This is a genomic window from Pseudomonas cerasi (assembly GCF_900074915.1).
Taxonomy (GTDB): Bacteria; Pseudomonadota; Gammaproteobacteria; order Pseudomonadales; family Pseudomonadaceae; genus Aquipseudomonas; species Aquipseudomonas cerasi.
The window spans coordinates 605,065-624,443 of the sequence record NZ_LT222319.1 but is presented as its reverse complement, the minus strand read 5'-3'; the positions used below and the strand labels follow the sequence as shown (position 1 = coordinate 624,443).

The following is a 19,379-nucleotide window of genomic DNA, read 5'->3' as shown; positions in this document are numbered from 1 at the left end:
CGGGAGGGTGTTCAGCTCAATGCGCTCAGTCGATGGACGAAGCGCTTACCGCGATTTTGCGCTCAGGGAAGAATAACCGCTGCAGCTCGGCGCCAGGGTGTTCGGCACGCATGAAGGCCTCCCCCACCAGAAACGAATAGACATCGCTGATTTCCATCAGCTCGACATCCGCACGATTGAGAATGCCGCTTTCGGTGACGACCAGGCGATCACGCGGAATACGCGGCAGCAAGTCCAGCGTGGTTTCCAGGCTCACTTCAAAGGTGTGAAGGTTGCGATTGTTGATGCCCACCAGCGGTGTATCGAGCGTCTTGAGTGCACGGTCCAGCTCGTTGCCGTCGTGCACCTCGACCAGCACATCCAGATTCAGGCTCTTGGCAACGGCAGCCAGTTCAGCCATTTGCGCGTCTTCCAGTGCCGACACAATCAGCAGAATGCAGTCAGCGCCCAAAGCACGTGCTTCGACCACCTGATAAGGGTCGATCATGAAATCCTTGCGGATCACCGGCAGGTTGCACGCTGCACGTGCTTCCTGCAAATAGGCATCGGCGCCCTGAAAGAAGTCCACGTCGGTGAGCACTGACAGACAGGTTGCGCCACCGGCCTGATAACTTCTGGCGATCTCGCCCGGCAGGAAGTGTTCGCGGATGACGCCCTTGCTTGGCGAGGCCTTCTTGATCTCGGCGATAACGGCAGGCTGCTTTGCCTTGGCCTGAGTGATCAATGCCTTGGCAAAGCCACGTGGCGCGTCGGCCCGGGCTGCCTGTTGTTCAAGCTCGGCCAGGCTCACAATCGCACGACGAGCCGCGACTTCCTCGGCCTTTCGGGCGAGGATCTTTTCCAGTACGGTTGGCACACTCATGCTTCGTTCTCCTGCTTGAATACCGCCGTGAAGGCACCCAGCTCTTCCAGTTTTTCCCGCGCCAGGCCAGTGTGCAGCGCATCGTGTGCCAGGGCCACGCCCTCTTTCAGGCTGGTGGCGTGATCTGCAGCATAAAGCGCGGCGCCGGCATTGAGCACGATCATCTCCGCAGCTTTCTGGCCGTTCTCGGTTTTGCGGCGTCCCAGTGCATCGCGGATCAGCTCCAGCGAAGCCGCCGGGCTTTCCACGGCAAGGCCGTACAGGCTCTGGCTTTTGATGCCGAGGTCTTCGGGCTGTACCCAGTATTCAGTGACTTCGCCGTTTTTCAGCTCGGCCACGAAGGTCGGTGCGGCCAGGCTGAATTCGTCCAGGCCGTCCTGCGAATGGACCACCAGCACATGCTTGCTGCCCAGACGCAGCAGCACCTCGGCCAGCGGGCGGCACAGCGCCTGGTTGAACACGCCGACGATCTGGTGACGAACACCCGCCGGATTGGTCAGCGGGCCAAGCATATTGAAGAGTGTGCGCAGGCCCAGCTCGCGGCGCGGCCCGGCCGTGTGCTTCATGGCCGTGTGATGAGACTGGGCGAACATGAAACCGATGCCCACGCTGTCGATGCAACGCGCCACCTGAACAGGCGTGAGGTTCAGATAAACCCCGGCAGCCTCAAGCAGATCGGCACTGCCGCTTTTGCCCGAGACAGCACGATTACCGTGCTTGGCCACTGTGCAACCGGCGGCTGCGATGACGAAGGCAGAAGCCGTCGACACGTTGAAGATGTTCGCGCCGTCGCCGCCCGTCCCTACGATGTCGACCACGCCATCCAGCGTTTTCAGTTCGACCTTGCCGGCCAGCTCGCGCATGACCGACACCGCACCAACGATTTCATCGATAGTTTCGCTCTTCATGCGCATGCCCATCAGAAACGCACCGATCTGCGCTTCAGTGCATTGGCCAGTCATGATTTCGCGCATGACATCGCTCATCTCTTCAGTGGTCAGGTCCAGTTGGTTGACCACGCGATTCAGCGCGCTTTTGATATTCATGGGGGTACTCATAAAAAATCCTTAGCCCTGACGATGGCCGCCACTCTGCTTGAGAAAATTGGCGAACAGCTCGTGGCCCTGCTCGGTCAGGATCGACTCGGGGTGAAACTGCACCCCTTCGACGTTCAGTGTCTTGTGGCGCAGGCCCATGATCTCATCGACCGAACCGTCTTCCAGCGCGGTCCAGGCCGTCACTTCCAGGCAGTCGGGGAGCGTATCCTGCTTGACCACCAGCGAGTGGTAGCGGGTGACCACCAGCGGATGATTCAAACCATCGAACACCCCGCCATCTTCGTGAATGACCGGGCTGGTTTTGCCATGCATGACCTGACGCGCACGAACCACGTCGCCGCCAAAGGCCTGACCGATGGACTGATGCCCCAGGCACACGCCCAGAATCGGCAGCTTGCCCGCGAAGTGCTTGATCACATCCAGCGAGACGCCGGCTTCATTGGGCGTGCACGGGCCAGGCGAGACCACGATGTGCTCCGGGTTCAGGGCTTCGATCTCGGCGATGCTCAGTTCGTCATTGCGAATGACTTTGACGTCTGCCCCCAGCTCACCAAAGTACTGCACGACGTTGTAGGTAAACGAATCGTAGTTATCGATCATCAGCAGCATTTTGCTATCAACCTTTTGATTTACTGACTTGATTCAGGCCTTCCGGATTCTGCTTCACTCATGCATCCCCTCGTCAGCCATAAGGCCGGGGGACGGAGAAAAACATCACAAAATCGAAGGCATACAGGTACGGGACCGGCAGGGCCGGCAAGGAAATAGTCAGGCGCGCCAACGCCAACGGGCGTGAGCCTTGATAACGCGCATCAAAAGCTTGCTGACTGTCGTCACGGAAGGGGTCTCATCGGTACGTTTCAGGACATTAGCGTACCGAATCGGCCGGTGCAATATGAATGTACCGGGCTGCGCCGATTGAAAAGCGGTTAAAGGCTGAAAAGAGGGCCGCGCCTCCTTGCGGAGGCGGGATTGAGGCAGGGGCACGATGGCCGAGGGTGGGGAGCCGAGAGGAACATCAGTGCGCAATCTCGCGCACGTAGGCTTGGCAGGCCTTCAAAGCGATCAATCCCTGATCGCCGTAGTCGGTGATGGCGACAATTCGTCCAGCAGCCGCTGGGTCAAGTTCGCCTCGCGAGCTTCCATGAACCACGCCGCCGGTATCGGTGCCGGCTGGCATGCCATCACGGTTGGCGGGACTGTTGGCGAGGAGGACTGACAACCGCAAATCAGCGGTAGCCAGGCGATCACGCAAACGAGCCTGAGCAGTCTGTGCATCGCTCAACTCCTTGTGGATGGTTGTATCGTTGGTGTGCAAACGGACTTCCAGCGCCCGTCGTTGTGCCTGCTCGGCGTTCTGCCAGTCGACGAGCGCCAGCGCCGCCTGCTCGCGCTCGCGCTGCCACGTCAGCTGTTGCGCGGACAGTTGCAGGCCATAGCGGGCCGCCTGCCATTTCCAGGCGGCCCATGTACCCAGCCCTGACCCCAGCACGAATGCGAGGATCAGGAATCGCATATCCAGCACTTTCACGGCAGCACCTCCAATGCCCGCTGGTAAAGCGCCTGCCGATCCGCCAGGCCGTTGGTACCGCCGTTGATGCGGCGGGTGATCATCAGAAAATCACCCTTGTCTGCCAGCGCATTGAGGTTGGCCCGGTCCCAGAACCATGCCGCCGACATGGCCGCGTGGTCGGGTTGTTCGAGCAGTTGCGGCTGGGCAAGCAAGTCCAGTCCGAGCGCCTCCCCGCACGCCTCGTAGTTGGTCCGCCCCGTCACCTGAATCAGCCCACGGCCCCTATACAACTGACCGTCGCCATCTGCCTCTGGCGTATTGCCCAAACGCAGCGCCAACTGGCCCGTGTCGTACTTGGCCAGATAGCTGTCGCTACCCAGCTCGCGCACATAACGAAGCTGCCCGGACTCATGCCCTATCTGAGCGATGAACGCGGCGATACGCAGGCGAGTGTCGATGGCGTACCGGGCCATGGCGGTGTTGAGAGCAGGAACGAAAACGCCGGCTTTAGGGCCGGCGTTGGGGAGGATTTGCAGTAGTTGTTGCTGGTTGATAGGCATAGGTCCTCCTATTAGGGGTTACAGGACTAACCCGCCCCCTGAGCCGATAAAGTCCCCTGTGTAAAAGCAAGTTGAACGGCAGATAAAACAACGCCCCGTCAGTGCGGGGCGTTATGGCTTGGGCAGTTCGTCTTCACTTACGCCTATTGACAACAGCGGTGCCGCAGACGGTTTAACGTATACAAATGGCGTCGCAGGCGGCACCGGCCAATCGAACGACATTGGATAGCCTGGCAGTGTCTCGAGTTGGGCAAGTTGCACCCGATACAGGCGCAGCGCGTCGAGCTCGGCTTTTACAGCAGGCAGTGATTTACGCTGATCGTCAGTTGCCATACCCAAGGTTACGGCATCTTGCAACATATCCAGAGCGGCAACCAATTCGTTGATTTTCGCAGTGACCTCGGCCGAGTAAATACCACGCTGGCACATCACTTGCGCATGAACCATCTGCTCGGTGGGTTCTAGAATCTCGCCAAACTCGCCTGCAACTGCACGGTTGAAAAGGTCTACACCATGTGGCTCAGGGTCATGGGCAGAGGCACCAAAAGGCACCTCACCGAAAATGTCCTTTGTTTCCTCGAAAATCACCGACAGGACGATGGAGGTATGGGCCAGATCGGACCAGCGAGGATTCCGTGCACTTATTACTGTGTTCATATAAATACCTTTATCCAACTCGTTGAAAAAGTGTGCGTTCGCCGCCTGAAAAAGCGCCGTGTGCACGCCAAGTGCCTACGCCGATAAGCCCGGAGTTGTTAGAGGCGCCATCGCTACCGTTTGTGGAGCTATAGATCAGGTTGGTGCCGGATACCGTGCCTCCCTGATTGACCTGTCCCTGGGAGTTGATGACACGTGCAAATGCATAGGAACCGATGCCGCCGAGTCCCAGTGCGGCAACCTTTGCCGGCAAATTCTGATCGTTGATCATGTCGCCAAAGTCAGAGCTGTCGACCTGAAGGCGCAAACTACCGGCACCGTTGTAGCCAAGGCGAACCTTGTTAGCGGACATGTTGGCACCGCCGCCCTGCTCGACTGGCGTGTAGCCAAGACGAGGTTGCAGGTAATAGACCTGACCGTCAGAGGCTCTGCGCATATAAGGCAGGTTTACGTCATTACCGGCAAAGCCGAGAACAGTTATGGAGTCCGCTGTGGGTCGCTGCGCGTCACGAACATCCGTCTCGGCCTTGGTATAAGCGTCGGTGATGCCATACGCAGCAAGCGTGGTCCCCCAGTTGGCCTTTCCATTGGGATCAAAGTTGGCCGCATACCAAACGCGTCCCAAGTCTGTAGCGTCCACGGTCAGTTTGAGGCCGTTATCCGACCAGCCTATCTTCACAACGTTATTGAATTGACCTGTGCCTGTACCTTGCTGGACGGGCGTGTACCCCAACTTTGTCTGAAGCCAGCTAATGACAGAGTCAGCAGCACGCCGCATGTAGGGCTGCCCTAGATCCCCACTGCCCAGCCCCACATAAGTAATGCTGTCAGCCAATGCTTTGGTTGCCAAACGCGTATCCACTTCGCTTTTGGCATACACCTCAGCCTTGGTATAAGCGTCAGTAATTTTATAAGACGCCAGCGTAGTGCCCCAGTCAGCTTTGGTGGCTGGATTAAAGTTGTTCGCATACCAGATATTGCCAAGGTCAGTATTATCGACCATCGCCTTGAGGCCATTATTCGACCAGCCGATCTTCACCTTGTTGTCGAGCTGACCGGTACCCCCTCCTTGTTGTACCGGAGTGAATCCCAGGCTCGGTTGCAGGGAAACCAGAGCGCCATCGGACTCACGGCGCATGTAAGGCGCATCAGGCTTGTTATTGGCCAGCCCCACATAGGTAATGGAATCACGTAGCGGCCGCTGAAGATCGCGCAGATCGGCCTCGGCCTTGGTGTACACATCCGAAATACCATTGCCGCTGAGGGTTGTCGGATTGCTCCCCTCTTCCACCTGCCCATATTTATTGACCTTGACCCGCGTGTAATCACCTGCGGCCACACCACTGCGTCCCAGCAGACGCTCGAACGCAAGGTCAGTTGTACCCAGCACCGGCACTGTCGTATTGACCAGTTGCCATACGGTGCCCGCGTTCTTCGTGCCGGCCTGCACCGGCACCATATGACCCGGCGTACATTCGGTGCTTTCGTTCGCATCCTGCGCACGAGCCCAGGCGCCTGCCGCGGCCACATAAATCCAGTTCTGCGACGCAGTATCCTGATTCTTGACCAGCACCCGATCACCGGCCACCAGTGTGACGTCATCGATGGTCTGCAAACCGCTCAGCCCAATGGAAACTGTCGTGGCGCAACGCACCGATTTTTTGTAATCGGATGCTGCCAGGCCAAGAATGGCTCGATGTAACTGGGTGACATCCTCCTCGTTAGGTACGAGACCAGCCCCCAGGATCACGTTCAAGATCTCCTGCGTCACCGAGTTGCCCCACTGCGCCGGGATCAGCGAACCAGGGGTGCCGGTCGCCGGGTTTTCATCTACAAACTTGCCGCTTGCCAAGCCTACGCCCGGCACACTCTTGGGATAATCCACATTGTGTTCCTCAGTTGAAGTTTACGAATTCGACGCTGTGCGCCGGTGCTGCTCGACGGATCAAACATTCGATGGCGAGCCCGGGATTGACCCCGAACCGCTCTCCCCAGTAGCTGGCCCCAAAGCGTCGGCCCAGGCGCTGGCGCCCGCCGGTGTTCAGGGTCCACATGAATTGCGCGCTCCAGGTGCCGAAGTGCGCCTGGCCAAAACGCGAACGCCCCATACGGGGCGCTCGGTGCTCGGTCACAGTGGCATCGGGGTAGCCCTGGCTGATGGCAATGTCGATGTAGAACGCTGCGTTCTGCCCTCCTGTCGCCACGAGCCGCTGGCGCACAGACAGGCGCCGATCTGCGAACAAGGGTTTGAGCCCCAGGCACGGGTCAGGCAGGTTCATCACCCGCTCCCAGTCCGGGACCAGCTCACTGACGGTGGCGGGGTCCATCTCGTTGAGCAGGTCGAACGCGCGGCCATCGATGCGTGCGAACTCGCGGGACAGGCCGGTAATGACCTGCTGCAATTCCGGCACCCGCTCCGGATCCCACGCGGGACCAGGTGGCAACAGCGCCTGCAGTTGTCCGGCGTAGTGTTCGGCAGTTCTTATGACGACCATTGAATACCCCCGAACGTGAGCAACTGGTTGGCCGCCGCAGTAACGTTGGCCACGGGTGAAACCAGCACATGATCGGTTTCGCCTGTCGCGCGGCTGATGGCTTCGGCGATATGCGTGAGCAACAGGGTTTCGCCCAGTCCGCCCTCACGGTTGTGCAGGTCCAGCAGTTGCGCTTCGACCGCCGCCCGCACGGCGGAGGTATCCGGTGTGAGCCGGATGGTGTAGACCACCGGTTTCTGCACCGGCGCCAGCACATACACGTCTGCGGTGACCGGACGCAGCGGCTCGATATACGCAGCGACCGCAGCCAGCTGCTCGGCGTCAGGAATGGGATCGGCCTGGTCGTCACGCATGAAGAACACCGCCACAGTCCCTGGCCCCATGAACCGGCGCACACACCAGGCGCGCGTCACGCCCGGCACTTCCAGCGCCCAGGTCACGTAATCATCCTGATTGCCGCCATGCGGAATGACCCGGTAGGAGCGCACGACACGCGCACGCAACGACTCGATACTTTCCTGCGAGATGCCGCCGGAAAGTCCGTCGGCAATGACGGTGAAGGTGCTGTCGATGCCTTCGACCGGTTGCACGGCAGTCATGACCAGACCGGCATCCGCATTACCCAGAACACCGGCATCGACTGCTTCGACCGTGGTGGTGTTATTGCCCGCAACCGTGGTGACGCCTGTGGTCACGCGGTAGAAGCGTCCATCACTGAACTGCAGCACAGTGTCCGCATCCAGCACCGCGCCGGCTGCAGCGGTAAAGCGCACCGTGCCGGTAGCGGCCTGTGCCACCTTGCGCGGTTGCCTCAGGCGCAGGATGGCCTGCCGCTCGAGGGTTTCCTCGTCGGCGGTGTCCGGCAGAATCTGGTCGGCGATCCAGTCCTGATAGCCGTACAGACCGTAGGCCGCGCCGCTGTGCGCACGGGACAATACCCGCGCATCGGACTGACGCAGCGCTTCGTCGGCGAGGTCGACCTGGGTTCGGTTGATCAGCGCCGGTAACGTAGGTGTTTCAAACGGCATAAATCACCTGCCACTGTTCAGAAGGGTTGAAACGCACGAGCTGACCGTCCGAGACGACCAGCTCGACGCCCAGGTTCAGGCGGTTGCTCTGAACCTGTTCGGTAAGGATGTTGATGTGCTTGACCTGGCCATCTTCGATCAGCCAGTCGAGCGCTTCGCGGGCATAGAACTCGGCGTCGCGCTGGGTCTGGGCAGTCAGCCTGACCCGGCGCAGCAGCCACAGCCTGGAACCAATGCGGTCATTGGCCTGTGCCGGGTAGGTGTCGCCCCACCAGCCATAGCGCTCGGCATCGTCGAACGGGTCGTCCGCTTCGGCACGCCGCCAGGTGAACAGGCTGATGACCACCGAGCGCAGCAAGGACGCTTGCAGAGAGCCTTCGATAATCATCCAGCACCTCCAACGGGCGGCCCGCTCTGGCCATTACCGCCCTGCACGTTGCCGTGCAGATGGCTGATCTGGCTGATGCCAGCGGCAAGCTGGTCTCCCTGGGAAACGATCTTTCCGGTCTGGGTGATCTGCGGTGTGTCGAAGTTCACGGCCACCGTCGCCTTGATGTTCAGGGTGTCGGTTTCAATGTCGATGACCTTGCCGCGCTTGAGGTGAATCTTGTCGCCCTCGTCGGTATAGATCGCCACTTCGCCCGACTCCAGGCCCTTGAGGCGATAGCGCCGGTCGGCCACCACCAGCAGCAGACCGTGCGACCGGTCGCCACCAATGAAGGCGGCAATGCCCTCGGCGCCAGCCAGCGGGTTGCTGGTGAAGCCATAGGGTTCGAAGTGCTCCATGTCGTCCTTGACCTCTCCGGCGGTGAGGCGCATTTGCAGCGCCTGCATTTTGCTGCTGGCCCTGGCGAGCACCACCGTGCCGCGCACCAGCATGCGATTGAGTAAGCTCATGAGGTTGTTTCCTCGTCGATGGGCAGCAGCCAGGAGTAAGCGTCCTGATTGACCTGCACCTTGCTGCGCTTGTTGGGGTCACCTGGCTCGGCCTGGAAACCTTCAGGCGGACCGACCACCAGTGTGGTGATCGTGCCTTGGTCGCTCAGCGAGTAGGTCACGGCTGAAATCAGCATGTTGCGGCTTGTGAAACCGATGACCGGATCAATCACCCGGACCATGGTGTTGTGCCGCCAGAGCGCCCCGTTGGACTGCCGCCAGCCCTGGACCTTATAGGTGGTGAGCAGCACCTTGCCGGCCCGCTGACCACGCTCCCAATTGGCGCGACTCAGGGCAAGTTTCGGTGTGATCGGCGCATCCTCATGAACGACCAGTACGCGAAGACGCTTTTTATGCGCAGGGTCGTCATGCCGGTTATCCGTGACTTCTGCCGAGACCTCCGACGACTCCTTGCCGAACGTCTGGTCATTACCGGTCTGTTGACCAATAACCCGGTACTCGGAAAAAAGCCCGGAAAAGTCCCGCGTGATGACGGCGCTCAACACATTCTTGCCGAGTTCGAGCGCGTCTGCGCTCTGCCCACGACTACCCGGCCTGGCCAGCACCACATTGCCGTATTCGTCATCGGTGGAAAAAATCCGGAACAGGGTCAGCAGCCGGTCAATGGACTTGAACACGGTTTCGGCAGGCTCGATGGTGTGATCGGCCATCTTCGAGGTCTCCGGTATTTCGCTGATCACCGACAAACCATAAGGAGCAGCCAGCGCTTCAACAATCTTCAACACCCCCACCTCCTTCCACTGGCTCGGCCTGTTGATGGCCGAGCAGTCGATGAGGTCGGCGGTTTTCGAGCGTCCGGAAATCTTTAGCGTGATTTGCTTGCCGTCATAGCTGATCGGCGCGGCAAACACCCAGCCGGTCAGAATCAACTCGCCGCCGATACGTACTTCGCACGCTGCGCCGGGCGTGATCGGATGCGAGATTTCAGTGCCCGGCCACTGCCAGGTAATGCTCACGTCAAAGCTGCGCGCCTGACGCTCGATCCCGGCAGAGATTTCCACCGACTTCCAGCCGGCGTAGTCGTGCTCGTCAACCGTCAGGGTGACAACGTTAGGGTCGATCATGGGTCACTCCTGTGCGATCTTCAGCGTGCCTGGCGGTACGAAACCCGGGTGGGCCAGCCGATTGCGCTGCACCATTTCCTGCGCCCGGCTGGCGTCACCGAATCGGCGATAGGCCAGCACCAGCGCGGGCAAAGGCTCGGAGACCTTCATGTCCACCAGACGTACACCGGAGGCCGCCACCGCGTTGAGGTGCCTGATCAACGCCTGACGCAACGTGTTGAGCGCCAGGTAATGTTCGGGATCGGCTTTCAACGACGCTTCCCAGATCGCCGAACTCAGCGTGTCACGCAGTTCGATGACGTCATCGGCAACCGGCACATCGACGCGCTGCAGCGCTTGCGTCACTTGCTGATCCAGCGACGGCACCAAGGTGAGCGGCGTGACGGTCGTCGCAACCGGCATGCTCGCGACGATTTTCGCCACCTTGACCAACAAGGCATCCTGAACCAGATTGGCCGCGGCCTGAGCTGTCACGCCGGTATCCAGCCCGCTGCCCTGGCTAACCAGATTGATGCCGGACACCGCTTCCGCCTGTTGCGTGGCCTCGGAAATCACGGAGCGATAATCGACCGTTTCAACAGAGGACACGCCGCCATTGCTGCCGGACCTTGCTGCCGCGCTGCTCGCAGCGGTGCCGTTACTGCCACTCGCGGATCCGCTGCCTGAGCCGCCCCCTGTCGAGCTGCCGGAACCTGACCCGGCACTTGTCCCGGCACTCGCCCCGCCAATACTACTGGTGCCGTTAGCTCTTCTGGCTCGACGACTGTCCCCGTCGAAACTGGCGAAGAACGTGGTAAACAGCGTGCTGACCGTCAACGGCGCATTGACCAGCGAATGCACCAGCGCAGTGACATCCGAATAGATCGTCATGAACGGTGTGAACTGCCGCTGAATGGTCGCAAATACGCCCGACAAGGCACTGCGCAGCGCCTGAATGTTGATACGTACCGCGTCCACTGTGGCCATCACCGAGCGGTAGCGCCTGAGCGCCGAATCCAGCAGGCTCTCGGACGCGCCCAGCAACTGCCGTCGCGTATTGAGCGTCGACACGGGAAACTTGAGCGGGTTGGCCGGATAGAATTTCAGGTCCAGTCGGACGAGTCCGCCTTCGTTCAGGTTGTGTGTGACGCCGCACTCGCCAACCTGGACCTGCACACGACCCAACCACGGATGCACCAGCTCGCCGGCACCTTCCTGCTCCAGTGCCTGTAGCAGTCTGTCTCGCTGTTCGAAACAGTCGGGACCGACAATGAACCCCGTCAGCGTATGCACTTTCGACTGTTTGCCCAGCGACTCGAAATAAGGCTCGTCGCGTTGTGGAAACTCATGCAACTGCCCCTTGCGACCTGCCGGAACGACGGCTTTTTCAATGAAAAAACCGACGCCACGGAAAGACGCCGGCAGCAGGCTGTCACGCCATGTACTCATGATCCGGCTCCTGCGCCGAGGGTTCGATAACCGACGTTTGGCGATATCGTCAAACCCGGCTGGTTGGTTTGCACTTGTCCGGCGCGCATGCCCAACGGCGCGTTTTCAAAGCGAATGTTGAGCTCGCCTTCAAGTCGCGGGCCGGCCCCGGCTGCGCCCTGTTGCAACAACAGGCTGCCGGGCGCCAGCGGGGTGGGTACGCCGAGCAATTGGCTGGTCGACGGCACGCCAGTGGCCTGATTGAGCAACTGCTGATTCATGCGAACGTTCTCGACGGCACCGGCCGCCAGAAACGCACCGGTCCCGCCGCCCGGCCCTGCGTTGCGTATCCGCTGTTCTTCCGCGAACCGATTGGCCGTCTCGGTCGCCCTCTGCAGGACAGTCTTATCAGTGTCGCCACCAAACCGGCTCATGATCGGTTCGATGAATGGCTTGATGCCCGCCCACAGACCTGCGAACCAGGTTTTGATCGGCTGCCAGTTCTCGATGACCATGCCCAGCGGCGAAAAACTGAACAGCGTTGCCAGCACATCGGTAAACGGTTGCGCCTCGGCCTTGATGGTTTCCCACAGGCCGGCCAGGTACTCGGACAGCGGCTGCCAGTTGGCCACGACCATGCCCAATGGCGACCACGCAAACAGCGTCTGCAGAAAATCAAAAAACGGCGTGGCCAGCGCCTTGATCACGTCCCACAGCGCAGCAAAGAACTCGGACAACGGCTGCCAGTTGGCCACAACCATGCCCAATGGCGACCACGCAAACAGCGTCTGCAGAAAATCGAAAAACGGCGTGGCCAGCGCCTTGATCACGTTCCACAGCGCAGCAAAGAATTCGGTCAGTGGCTGCCAGTTGGCTGCGATCATGCCCAGCGGCGTCCAAGCGAAGACCGCCTTGAGTACGTCCCACAGCGCCATCACCGGTCCGCGAATCGCCTCCCAGACCGCCTGGAAATAAGGTGCGACGGTCGACCAGTTGGCGATCAGAAAACCTGCCGCCAGCGCGAGGCCGCGCACGATCAGGCCCAGCGGTGACAGGCCCATCACCGCGCTAAGTACGCTCATGGCGGTCGTCGCGGTCATGACCGCAACTTGCAATACACCGAACGCAATCGCAGCGGCCACCACACCCTTGATCACGCCAGGGTGTTCGGCCGCCAGCGCGGCGACCTGAGAAATCATCGGCCCGATCACGGCCATTGCTTCGTTCATCGCCGGCAGGAACATACTGCCGATATTGATGCCCAGACGATCGACACGGTTGGTCATCTCTTTGATGGCAGTGGCCGTGGTCTGGGAGTTGTCTGCGAACTCCTTCTCGATGGAGCCGCTGTTTTGCACGCCCTCCCCGACCTTGGCCAGGTTGGACCTGAGCACATCGAGGTGGGCCAGCAGCGGCGTGATCGCGCCCAGCGATTCGGCACCGAACAGCTGCGTGATGACGTCCGACTGTTTGCCGGGATCAACACTGGAAACCGCCGTCAGAACCTTTTCAATGGTCCCGGACGGGTCACTCTGCATGCCTTGGGTCAGCTGGTTGACGTCGAGCTGCAACGCCTCGAACGCCCCGGCTTTCGCCGCGCCCCCTTCGGTCAACGACTGCATGAAACGCTTCATGCCGCTGGCGGCCACATCGGCCGGCACATCGACGCTGGCCAGGGTTGCGCCCATGGCCGCCAGTTGCCCGGAGGCCATCCCCGCAACCGGCCCGAGCGGGCCCATTGCAGTGACCATGGTGGCGATTTTCTTTTCCAGGTTGTTGCCGCCGAGCACGTTGATCTTCTCGGACAACGCCGTGACCTGCGGCTGAGTCATCTGAAACGATGACCGCCATGAGGCCATCATGTCGCCCGACTCGGCCGCTGTCTGATCGAATGCGACGCCCATTTTCACGGCGTCGCTGGCAAACCCGGTCAGTTCTTCGCGCGGTACATTGGCCTTGGCACCCGCGGCGACAATCGCCGCGATACCGTTGGCGCTTTCCGGCAGCCGTTCACTGAGGTCCAGAATGTCGGAACTCATCTGCTGGAACTGTTGCGGTGTTTCAAAGGTGACCGACCGTTTCACGCCGGCCATGCTGGTCTCGAAACCGATCGCTGCCTTTACCCCGGCAATCAAAGGCCCCGCCAAAGCGTTGTCCGTGACTGCCTTGCCAAGTTCTATGGCCCCCAGACTGGTCTCGAGGCCTTTGACATTGTTGCGGATAGTTGCCAGCGTTGGAGACAGCTGGTCGACGCCGGTAATCAGCGTCTTGATAGTGTCTGCCATCACTCCCCCTGCAGGATCTGGTTGATGCGTTGCGTCTGCAAGATCGACTCGGTGATGACGTCCAGCTCCCTGGACATCATCAGTTCGGGATCGGTCTTCCAGAAATACGCGAGGTCGTAAACGACGGCGATCAGTCCTTCGAGGTCGCTGATGCCGCTGCCATGAAAAAACTCGCAACCTTCCAGCTCAGCGTATTGATGTCGCACAGGTCCATCTGATTGACCGACGAGGGCGGGATGCCGGCGCAGACGGCGATGTACTTCGCCGCCACGTCCAGATCCAGGGAAACTTCCTCGTTCTTGTCGATCCTGTACGGCAGAGCCTTGATAGCCCGCGCTTCCTGCGCCGTAGGGCGCCGGAAGGTCAGTTGCGAAAGGGTTTCGCCGTGCGCTTCGATCGGGCTGGCCAGGTCGATGACTTCACTCATTGCCAGCTCCCCTGATTGCCGTCGAATTGCAGCTCGATGGTGCCGTCGTCAGCTTTGCTGCTCGGCGTATCCACCAGGTAGGCGCCGGACAGGACGTAGGTCTTGCCGTTCTTGAACTCACAGGTGATGGTCATATCCACACCGGTAGTGAGCAGCTTGAGCGGCAGATCCGCGGTATGCACGGCGGTGAATTTCAACCAGGCGGCCTTTTCGGTTTCCTTGTAGTAACCAGGCACGACCGTCTCGCGCTTGATGTTCATCAGAGGCGCTTCGCCGCCGCCGCTGATGGTCAATTGGGTGCCATCCACTTTGATGTAGCAGGTACCCGCAACTTTCTGACCCATGTTGTTTATCTCCAGAATGAAAAAACCCGCACGAGGCGGGCTTGAAAGGGTTGGTTAGGCTTATGCCGCTTCGTCGTACTGCAAGCGGAACTGGTTGAGCAGCGCGAACACGCGCAGGCCGTTGATGTAGTCAGGCGGGAACATCACGTTCACGCGGCTTGGGTCATTGCCGTCACGCTCGACAATCAGGTGCTGGGCGAACGTTTCGGCGTTCTCCACATGACCCTCTTCTTCAAGACGTGCGTATTGCGCAATCAACTCGCCACGGATGGTGCTCGGCGTGATGATCGGCTGGCCGGCACCGAAGCGCGTGCCATCGTTGGCCAGCTTGTGGCGGCCGTACTTGCTGGTGATGATGCCTTGCAGACGACGGATGATGAACGCCGACTGGTGCATGGTTTCACTGTCCAGGTACGAGTTGTCCGCCTGGCCGTAAGCGTTCTTCTGGTAGGTGGTGATCGAACGCTGAATGCGCACGTAACCGCCTTCGTAGTACGCCGTGGCGATGCCGTAACGCAGCAGCGACTCACGCTCGGTCAGGGTGAAACGCTGACTGGCCGGAGCCGGATCGATACCAGGCATGGTGCCGCTCTGGGTCGGACGGCTGGCGTCGGCAGAAATGAACACCGCCGTGCGCGCAGCCAGGGCAGCGGCTTGCAGCCAGACAGGTTGCGGCACACCGTTTTCGACACCCTGCAGGGTGATGTGCTGATCGTTGCGCAGTTGACCTGCGGCCACCAGCGTACCGACCGTGCCGCGCTTGGCGCTGTAAACGTGACCGTACAACTGACGCGCCCAGCTCCAGCGACCGGTGCTGTCGTCCATTGCCGCTTTCCAGGCATCCAGCGTGGCGGTGTCGGTCCAGGGCATGCAGATGAACTCGAACGGCTCATCGCCCAGCGCAGCCAGTGCCTTGAGCTGATCAGGCGTACCTACGCCACCAGTCATGGCGGTGACTGCCGCCGTCAGGCCGGCAGGAATGACTTCGCCATTGGTCTTGCCCTGGCGATTGAATTCCAGCTGGATGTCATTGCCGCTTGCCCCGCTCCATTTGCAGGAAAGGGTCAGCACACCCGCTTCGACAGCCGCGGTGATCGGCAGATCAGGTGTGGCGTTGATTTTCACCGACAGTGCCGTGGCCGCCTGGGCAGCGGTTGCGCCATTAACGACAGTGGCCTGCACTCGCATGCCGCCGACATACAGGTTCAGCAGACCGGCTTCGGTCGCCGCCCCGCTGAGGGTGACTTTCGCGCCGGCCTTGGCGCCTTCGGTATTGAGCAGCGGCAGGCACCAGACTTCGCCGGTGGGGTCCGCCTTGCGCCAGGTTTCATACATGGCGGCCAGCATGGAGCCCTGACCGCCGATGTTTTTCGCCAACGCCACGCTTGGCACCAGCACCAGAGAACCCAGTTCAGGGCCGGACACATCGTCGTTGACCTGCGCAACGATCAGTCGACGCATGCTGGCCGACGCGCTGTTGGCGGCCGAGTTGTCCATCTCCGCATAAAACAGCGGAACGCGAACATCGGATGGAATGTTGTTAAAGCTGATAGCCATTGTTTGGCTTCCTCTTGGTTAAGCCGTGAAGGCTTGATGGGTGGTGGTGGATTGCTCGGTTTTGAGGGTGATGTCGCCGTCGTTCTGACGACGCTGCCACCAGGCGTTGAAGGTCACCTGCCGGCCTTCGACGGGCAGCAAATCGCCCGCCTCCGGATCCGGCACAGTGCGGCCCTCGGCCGGTACTACAGTGATGCGTTGAGTCATGGGGTTACCTCTGCTGTGAACTTCGCTTCGATACGGCCATCAGGGCCGGGGGATTTCAGGTTCGGATCTGCGGGGTCAACGCAGTCCATCTCAATGGTGGCGCCGGTAAACCCGGGCAAACCATCCAGATACGCTTCGTGCCAGGTCTCGGCAGGCTGATCGGAGGTATTGCGGCCCAGTTGAAACTGCGCTGCAAAGCCGAAGCGATACGTCACCCGGTCGCCGCTGATCTGCACCAGCGCGCCACCGGTGTACTGCATCGCGTCGTAATCGTGATCCGGGTTCCAGCCCACCAGCGCACGCCACAGTTCGGCGCGCAGGGCATGCAGTTGCTCACTGGCTTCCTGCCCGCGCTTGTCACCGCCATCGAGCACCACCACGACATCGATCGTGTCGGTGATGTTCTGGCGAATGACGTTCTGCAAATCGTTGGCGGTGGACTGATCGCCAGTGGCAATCACGTACGCCGACGGGTGGGCGAGCTGATCACCGAGGGCGACCGCCGCCCAGTCGATACCGGCACTGATTCGCCCGGCAAAGCTCGGGCAGGTCGCCTGCAAGTGGGCAACTATCGGGGTTATCTTCATGAGGGGTTCCGCGTGTGTTGAAGGTTGATTGCGGCGTGGGAAACGCCTACTGGTTCGCCTTGCCCAACGCCTCATCAGCCTTGTCTGCAGCACGGCTGGCCGTGTGAGCGGCCTGATTGGCAATTGATGCAGCACTCTCGACCTTGTCTGCCGCCTGGGTGGTGGTTTCGGCCAGCCTGTCCAGGCGCCGGTCGCGCTTGCCCAGTGCTGCGTCGTAGGCATTGCGAACCTCGGCCAGCTGCTGCGTATGCTCGGCATTCGCCGACCACTGCCCGGCCTGAAAACCGAGCATCAGGCAGCCAGCGATCAGCAGCACGGAAATCAGCCAGACCTCCAGGCGCCGCCACCAATGGCGAGCGATGAAATCAATTGCGCATCTGTGCATCGTTTGCACCTCCGAGTTGGGATCGCAGCCGGGCTATTTCGGCGCTTTGCGTGGTGACCTTGTCGGTGAGTTGAACGATGTGGCTGGTGAGGGCTTCGATCTTGCCCTCCATCCGCCCAACCGCTGCGGCGAGCTCGTTGCGCTCCTTGGCGAACTGATCAGCCCGCGCTTCAGCTTCCTTGCGCGCCTGGCGCTCGGAGTCGAGCAGTTCATTGAGGCGGCGCACCGTACCGATGTCCGCGTTGTCCATCGCCCGGTCTGTTGCATCTCTGGAAAGAAACTTGCGCAGCCATAGAAAGCCGCCAAGCAGAATTGTGCCCGTGCCGCCCAGCCAGGTAGCTGTGCCTGGGCCTAGGTCGGTTGGGTCCATTGGTGCTCCGTAATAGGGTGGTGGACTCTCAGGGCCCTCGAAAATCGAAAGCCTGAATAAACTGGAAAGAGCCCCTTGATGCGGGGCTCCGTTGTTGGGTCAGAACGGAATGACTCGCACCGTCATGCTTGTGCATAACCCCATAGGGCAATGCGCTCGGCAAAGTACGGTGTGACCAGTGCGACGGTCTCCGCCTGATTGCTGGCCTCCAGGCTCATCTTTTCGCCATCGGTGCCTGGCCCCGTGACCCACAGTGTCACTGGCACTTTTTCCGCCTTCGCTTTATCGAGCAGGTTTTTCAGCGCGGTGCGACCGGCAGCCGTTGGCGGAATCCCTGTTTCGCCGATAAATGCAGCCATCTTGTTGGTCTTGGCATAGGTCAGAAACGGACCCACGATTTCATCGCGCAGAACGGTCGGCGAGATCAGGTCGTTGTTATTGGCGTAGGCACCGCTGGAGCTTTTATCGTAATCGCCGTAAGCATGGGCTTCCCAGACAATTGCATTGGCCGGGTCGACGATCTTCGACTGAAGGTTGGCAGAGACGGTGGCCCAGTTTCTGGCGCTTGCAAACTCAAGCCCACAAATGAACACCGGCTTTTTCGAGCTGTTGCGCAACGCCTGCAGCACGGTATTCATCGTGCTGATGTACAGCGCCTCAAGAGCAGGGAACGTAATGTAGTCCTTGGCACCCACCGTAGTATTCGAATACGGCTCGTTACCCAACCCCCAGCCCAGCACCATCGGATCGTCGCATTCGGTGACCAGCTTCTGGTGAAAGTTGGCCAGGTGAACGGCGCTCCAGAAAGTGCCACTGACACCGTTCCCATCCTTGATCAATACCGACTCGGTTGCCTTCCAGCCGTTCTGATTACCGGCCTCCGCGGCAGGAAGAATGCGCCCGGTCAGGTTCCCGTTTGCATCGGTTTCGTAGCGATGCAAACGCATGTAGTGGTGCGGATCAGGAATGATTCTGGCCTCGCCATTGGAGTCTTCACGAATCCAGCCAAGCATTTCTTTCCAGCGCTTCACGAAGTCGGTATTCAGGTTCGCCCCTTGGCCTGGCAAGCCGTCCAGAGTCGACAGCTGAATAGCGCGCTGAAGTTCGAACGGGAAACGGATCAGACGCACGCCCCGATTCTTGACCCAGGTAGTGATGGTTCCACGATTGGGCCACTGATAATGAGTCCCTGCCTCGCCCGGCACGATCTGCCCGGCGTTTGCCACTGAACCCAGGTTGATACCTACCAGCGGAATATTCTTGAGCTGGCTGATAGCAGAACTGCTATTGGACATGATTAATACCTCTGGTTAGCACCGCGAGGCAGCAACGACGCTGCTGTACCTCTGTCGCTCAACGGCGATAACTCGAGGCTCGTGGCCTTCACATGATTCAACGTTCCGCAGCGGGAACATTTGATCTGGAGCTCTGTGTACTCACCCATGCGGGCCAGCAGCTTCTTGCACTGCCCGCATCGATAGTCCTTCAACATGTGCACTGGCCTCCGTGTGCCTGGCCCAATGAAAAACCCCGCCGAAGCGGGGTTTTGTTTGGGTCGCGAGTGACCGGTTGTGGCTGTTGATCAGCCTGTTTCCGGCTGCTGCCCTGAGGCGCAA

The 19,379-nt window shown here is 60.2% G+C and carries 23 protein-coding genes; all 23 read right to left on the bottom strand.

Translation table 11 applies throughout. The features are described 5' to 3' along the window. Window positions 1-25: 25 nt before the first annotated feature. A complete protein-coding gene (trpC, locus tag PCPL58_RS05285) occupies window positions 26-862 on the bottom strand; it encodes an indole-3-glycerol phosphate synthase TrpC (protein WP_003433191.1) in 837 nt (278 codons plus the stop codon). Beyond that, the gene (trpD, locus tag PCPL58_RS05280; RefSeq protein ID WP_003372695.1) at window positions 859-1,908 is read right to left on the bottom strand and encodes an anthranilate phosphoribosyltransferase; all 1,050 of its coding nucleotides are present in this window, start codon (window positions 1,906-1,908) and stop codon (window positions 859-861) included. The genes trpC and trpD overlap by 4 nt, the downstream gene beginning before the upstream one ends. A 21-nt stretch (window positions 1,909-1,929) precedes the next feature. Next, window positions 1,930-2,529, bottom strand: coding sequence for an aminodeoxychorismate/anthranilate synthase component II (locus tag PCPL58_RS05275; RefSeq protein WP_003433192.1), 600 nt, complete (start codon window positions 2,527-2,529; stop codon window positions 1,930-1,932). 409 nt (window positions 2,530-2,938) lie between these two features. Next, on the bottom strand, window positions 2,939-3,451 hold the full coding sequence (locus PCPL58_RS05270) for a lysis system i-spanin subunit Rz (protein WP_003372700.1): 513 nt from the start codon (window positions 3,449-3,451) through the stop codon (window positions 2,939-2,941). Then, window positions 3,448-3,993, bottom strand: a complete 546-nt coding sequence (locus tag PCPL58_RS05265; protein ID WP_003433193.1) for a glycoside hydrolase family 19 protein — start codon at window positions 3,991-3,993, stop codon at window positions 3,448-3,450. The genes PCPL58_RS05270 and PCPL58_RS05265 overlap by 4 nt, the downstream gene beginning before the upstream one ends. A gap of 111 nt (window positions 3,994-4,104) precedes the next feature. Further along, the gene (locus PCPL58_RS05260) at window positions 4,105-4,650 is read right to left on the bottom strand and encodes a tail fiber assembly protein (protein WP_065348958.1); all 546 of its coding nucleotides are present in this window, start codon (window positions 4,648-4,650) and stop codon (window positions 4,105-4,107) included. Window positions 4,651-4,660: 10 nt separating this feature from the next. After that, window positions 4,661-6,535, bottom strand: a complete 1,875-nt coding sequence (locus tag PCPL58_RS05255) for a phage tail protein (protein ID WP_065348957.1) — start codon at window positions 6,533-6,535, stop codon at window positions 4,661-4,663. Between the two features lie 10 nt (window positions 6,536-6,545). After that, entirely contained in the window at window positions 6,546-7,145 is a 600-nt protein-coding gene (locus tag PCPL58_RS05250; RefSeq protein ID WP_003394883.1) for a YmfQ family protein, read from the bottom strand. Continuing rightward, window positions 7,133-8,173, bottom strand: coding sequence for a baseplate J/gp47 family protein (locus PCPL58_RS05245; RefSeq protein ID WP_065348956.1), 1,041 nt, complete (start codon window positions 8,171-8,173; stop codon window positions 7,133-7,135). The genes PCPL58_RS05250 and PCPL58_RS05245 overlap by 13 nt, the downstream gene beginning before the upstream one ends. Beyond that, a complete protein-coding gene (locus tag PCPL58_RS05240) occupies window positions 8,163-8,561 on the bottom strand; it encodes a phage GP46 family protein (RefSeq protein WP_003394886.1) in 399 nt (132 codons plus the stop codon). The genes PCPL58_RS05245 and PCPL58_RS05240 overlap by 11 nt, the downstream gene beginning before the upstream one ends. Next, window positions 8,558-9,070, bottom strand: a complete 513-nt coding sequence (locus tag PCPL58_RS05235) for a phage baseplate assembly protein V (RefSeq protein WP_003372720.1) — start codon at window positions 9,068-9,070, stop codon at window positions 8,558-8,560. Before PCPL58_RS05235 ends, PCPL58_RS05240 begins: the two co-directional genes overlap by 4 nt. After that, window positions 9,067-10,194 (bottom strand): phage baseplate assembly protein, encoded by a 1,128-nt coding sequence (locus PCPL58_RS05230; protein WP_065348955.1) that lies wholly within the window; start codon window positions 10,192-10,194, stop codon window positions 9,067-9,069. Before PCPL58_RS05230 ends, PCPL58_RS05235 begins: the two co-directional genes overlap by 4 nt. A gap of 3 nt (window positions 10,195-10,197) precedes the next feature. Further along, entirely contained in the window at window positions 10,198-11,622 is a 1,425-nt protein-coding gene (locus PCPL58_RS05225) for a DNA circularization protein (RefSeq protein WP_065348954.1), read from the bottom strand. Then, complete coding sequence (locus tag PCPL58_RS05220; RefSeq protein ID WP_065348953.1) at window positions 11,619-13,886, bottom strand: phage tail tape measure protein; 2,268 nt, start codon at window positions 13,884-13,886, stop codon at window positions 11,619-11,621. The genes PCPL58_RS05225 and PCPL58_RS05220 overlap by 4 nt, the downstream gene beginning before the upstream one ends. Before the next feature lie 130 nt (window positions 13,887-14,016). Continuing rightward, on the bottom strand, window positions 14,017-14,313 hold the full coding sequence (locus PCPL58_RS05215; RefSeq protein WP_003316280.1) for a phage tail assembly protein: 297 nt from the start codon (window positions 14,311-14,313) through the stop codon (window positions 14,017-14,019). Further along, window positions 14,310-14,657: a phage tail tube protein gene (locus tag PCPL58_RS05210; RefSeq protein WP_003372729.1), complete on the bottom strand. Its 348-nt coding sequence runs from the start codon at window positions 14,655-14,657 to the stop codon at window positions 14,310-14,312. Before PCPL58_RS05210 ends, PCPL58_RS05215 begins: the two co-directional genes overlap by 4 nt. Before the next feature lie 60 nt (window positions 14,658-14,717). After that, window positions 14,718-16,214 carry a phage tail sheath subtilisin-like domain-containing protein gene (locus tag PCPL58_RS05205; protein ID WP_065348952.1) on the bottom strand — a complete coding sequence of 499 codons (1,497 nt, stop codon included), beginning with the start codon at window positions 16,212-16,214 and terminating at the stop codon, window positions 14,718-14,720. Window positions 16,215-16,232: 18 nt separating this feature from the next. Then, window positions 16,233-16,421 carry a DUF2635 domain-containing protein gene (locus tag PCPL58_RS05200; protein WP_003419716.1) on the bottom strand — a complete coding sequence of 63 codons (189 nt, stop codon included), beginning with the start codon at window positions 16,419-16,421 and terminating at the stop codon, window positions 16,233-16,235. Continuing rightward, entirely contained in the window at window positions 16,418-17,008 is a 591-nt protein-coding gene (locus PCPL58_RS05195) for a phage tail terminator protein (RefSeq protein ID WP_003433201.1), read from the bottom strand. Before PCPL58_RS05195 ends, PCPL58_RS05200 begins: the two co-directional genes overlap by 4 nt. Before the next feature lie 46 nt (window positions 17,009-17,054). Beyond that, window positions 17,055-17,393 (bottom strand): hypothetical protein, encoded by a 339-nt coding sequence (locus PCPL58_RS05190; RefSeq protein ID WP_003372736.1) that lies wholly within the window; start codon window positions 17,391-17,393, stop codon window positions 17,055-17,057. After that, window positions 17,374-17,763 (bottom strand): hypothetical protein, encoded by a 390-nt coding sequence (locus PCPL58_RS05185; RefSeq protein ID WP_003411734.1) that lies wholly within the window; start codon window positions 17,761-17,763, stop codon window positions 17,374-17,376. The genes PCPL58_RS05190 and PCPL58_RS05185 overlap by 20 nt, the downstream gene beginning before the upstream one ends. A 122-nt stretch (window positions 17,764-17,885) precedes the next feature. Continuing rightward, a complete protein-coding gene (locus PCPL58_RS05180; protein ID WP_044309482.1) occupies window positions 17,886-19,058 on the bottom strand; it encodes a cellulase family glycosylhydrolase in 1,173 nt (390 codons plus the stop codon). Window positions 19,059-19,060: 2 nt separating this feature from the next. Next, window positions 19,061-19,255, bottom strand: a complete 195-nt coding sequence (locus PCPL58_RS05175) for a Com family DNA-binding transcriptional regulator (RefSeq protein WP_003372742.1) — start codon at window positions 19,253-19,255, stop codon at window positions 19,061-19,063. Between the last annotated feature and the right edge of the window lie 124 nt (window positions 19,256-19,379).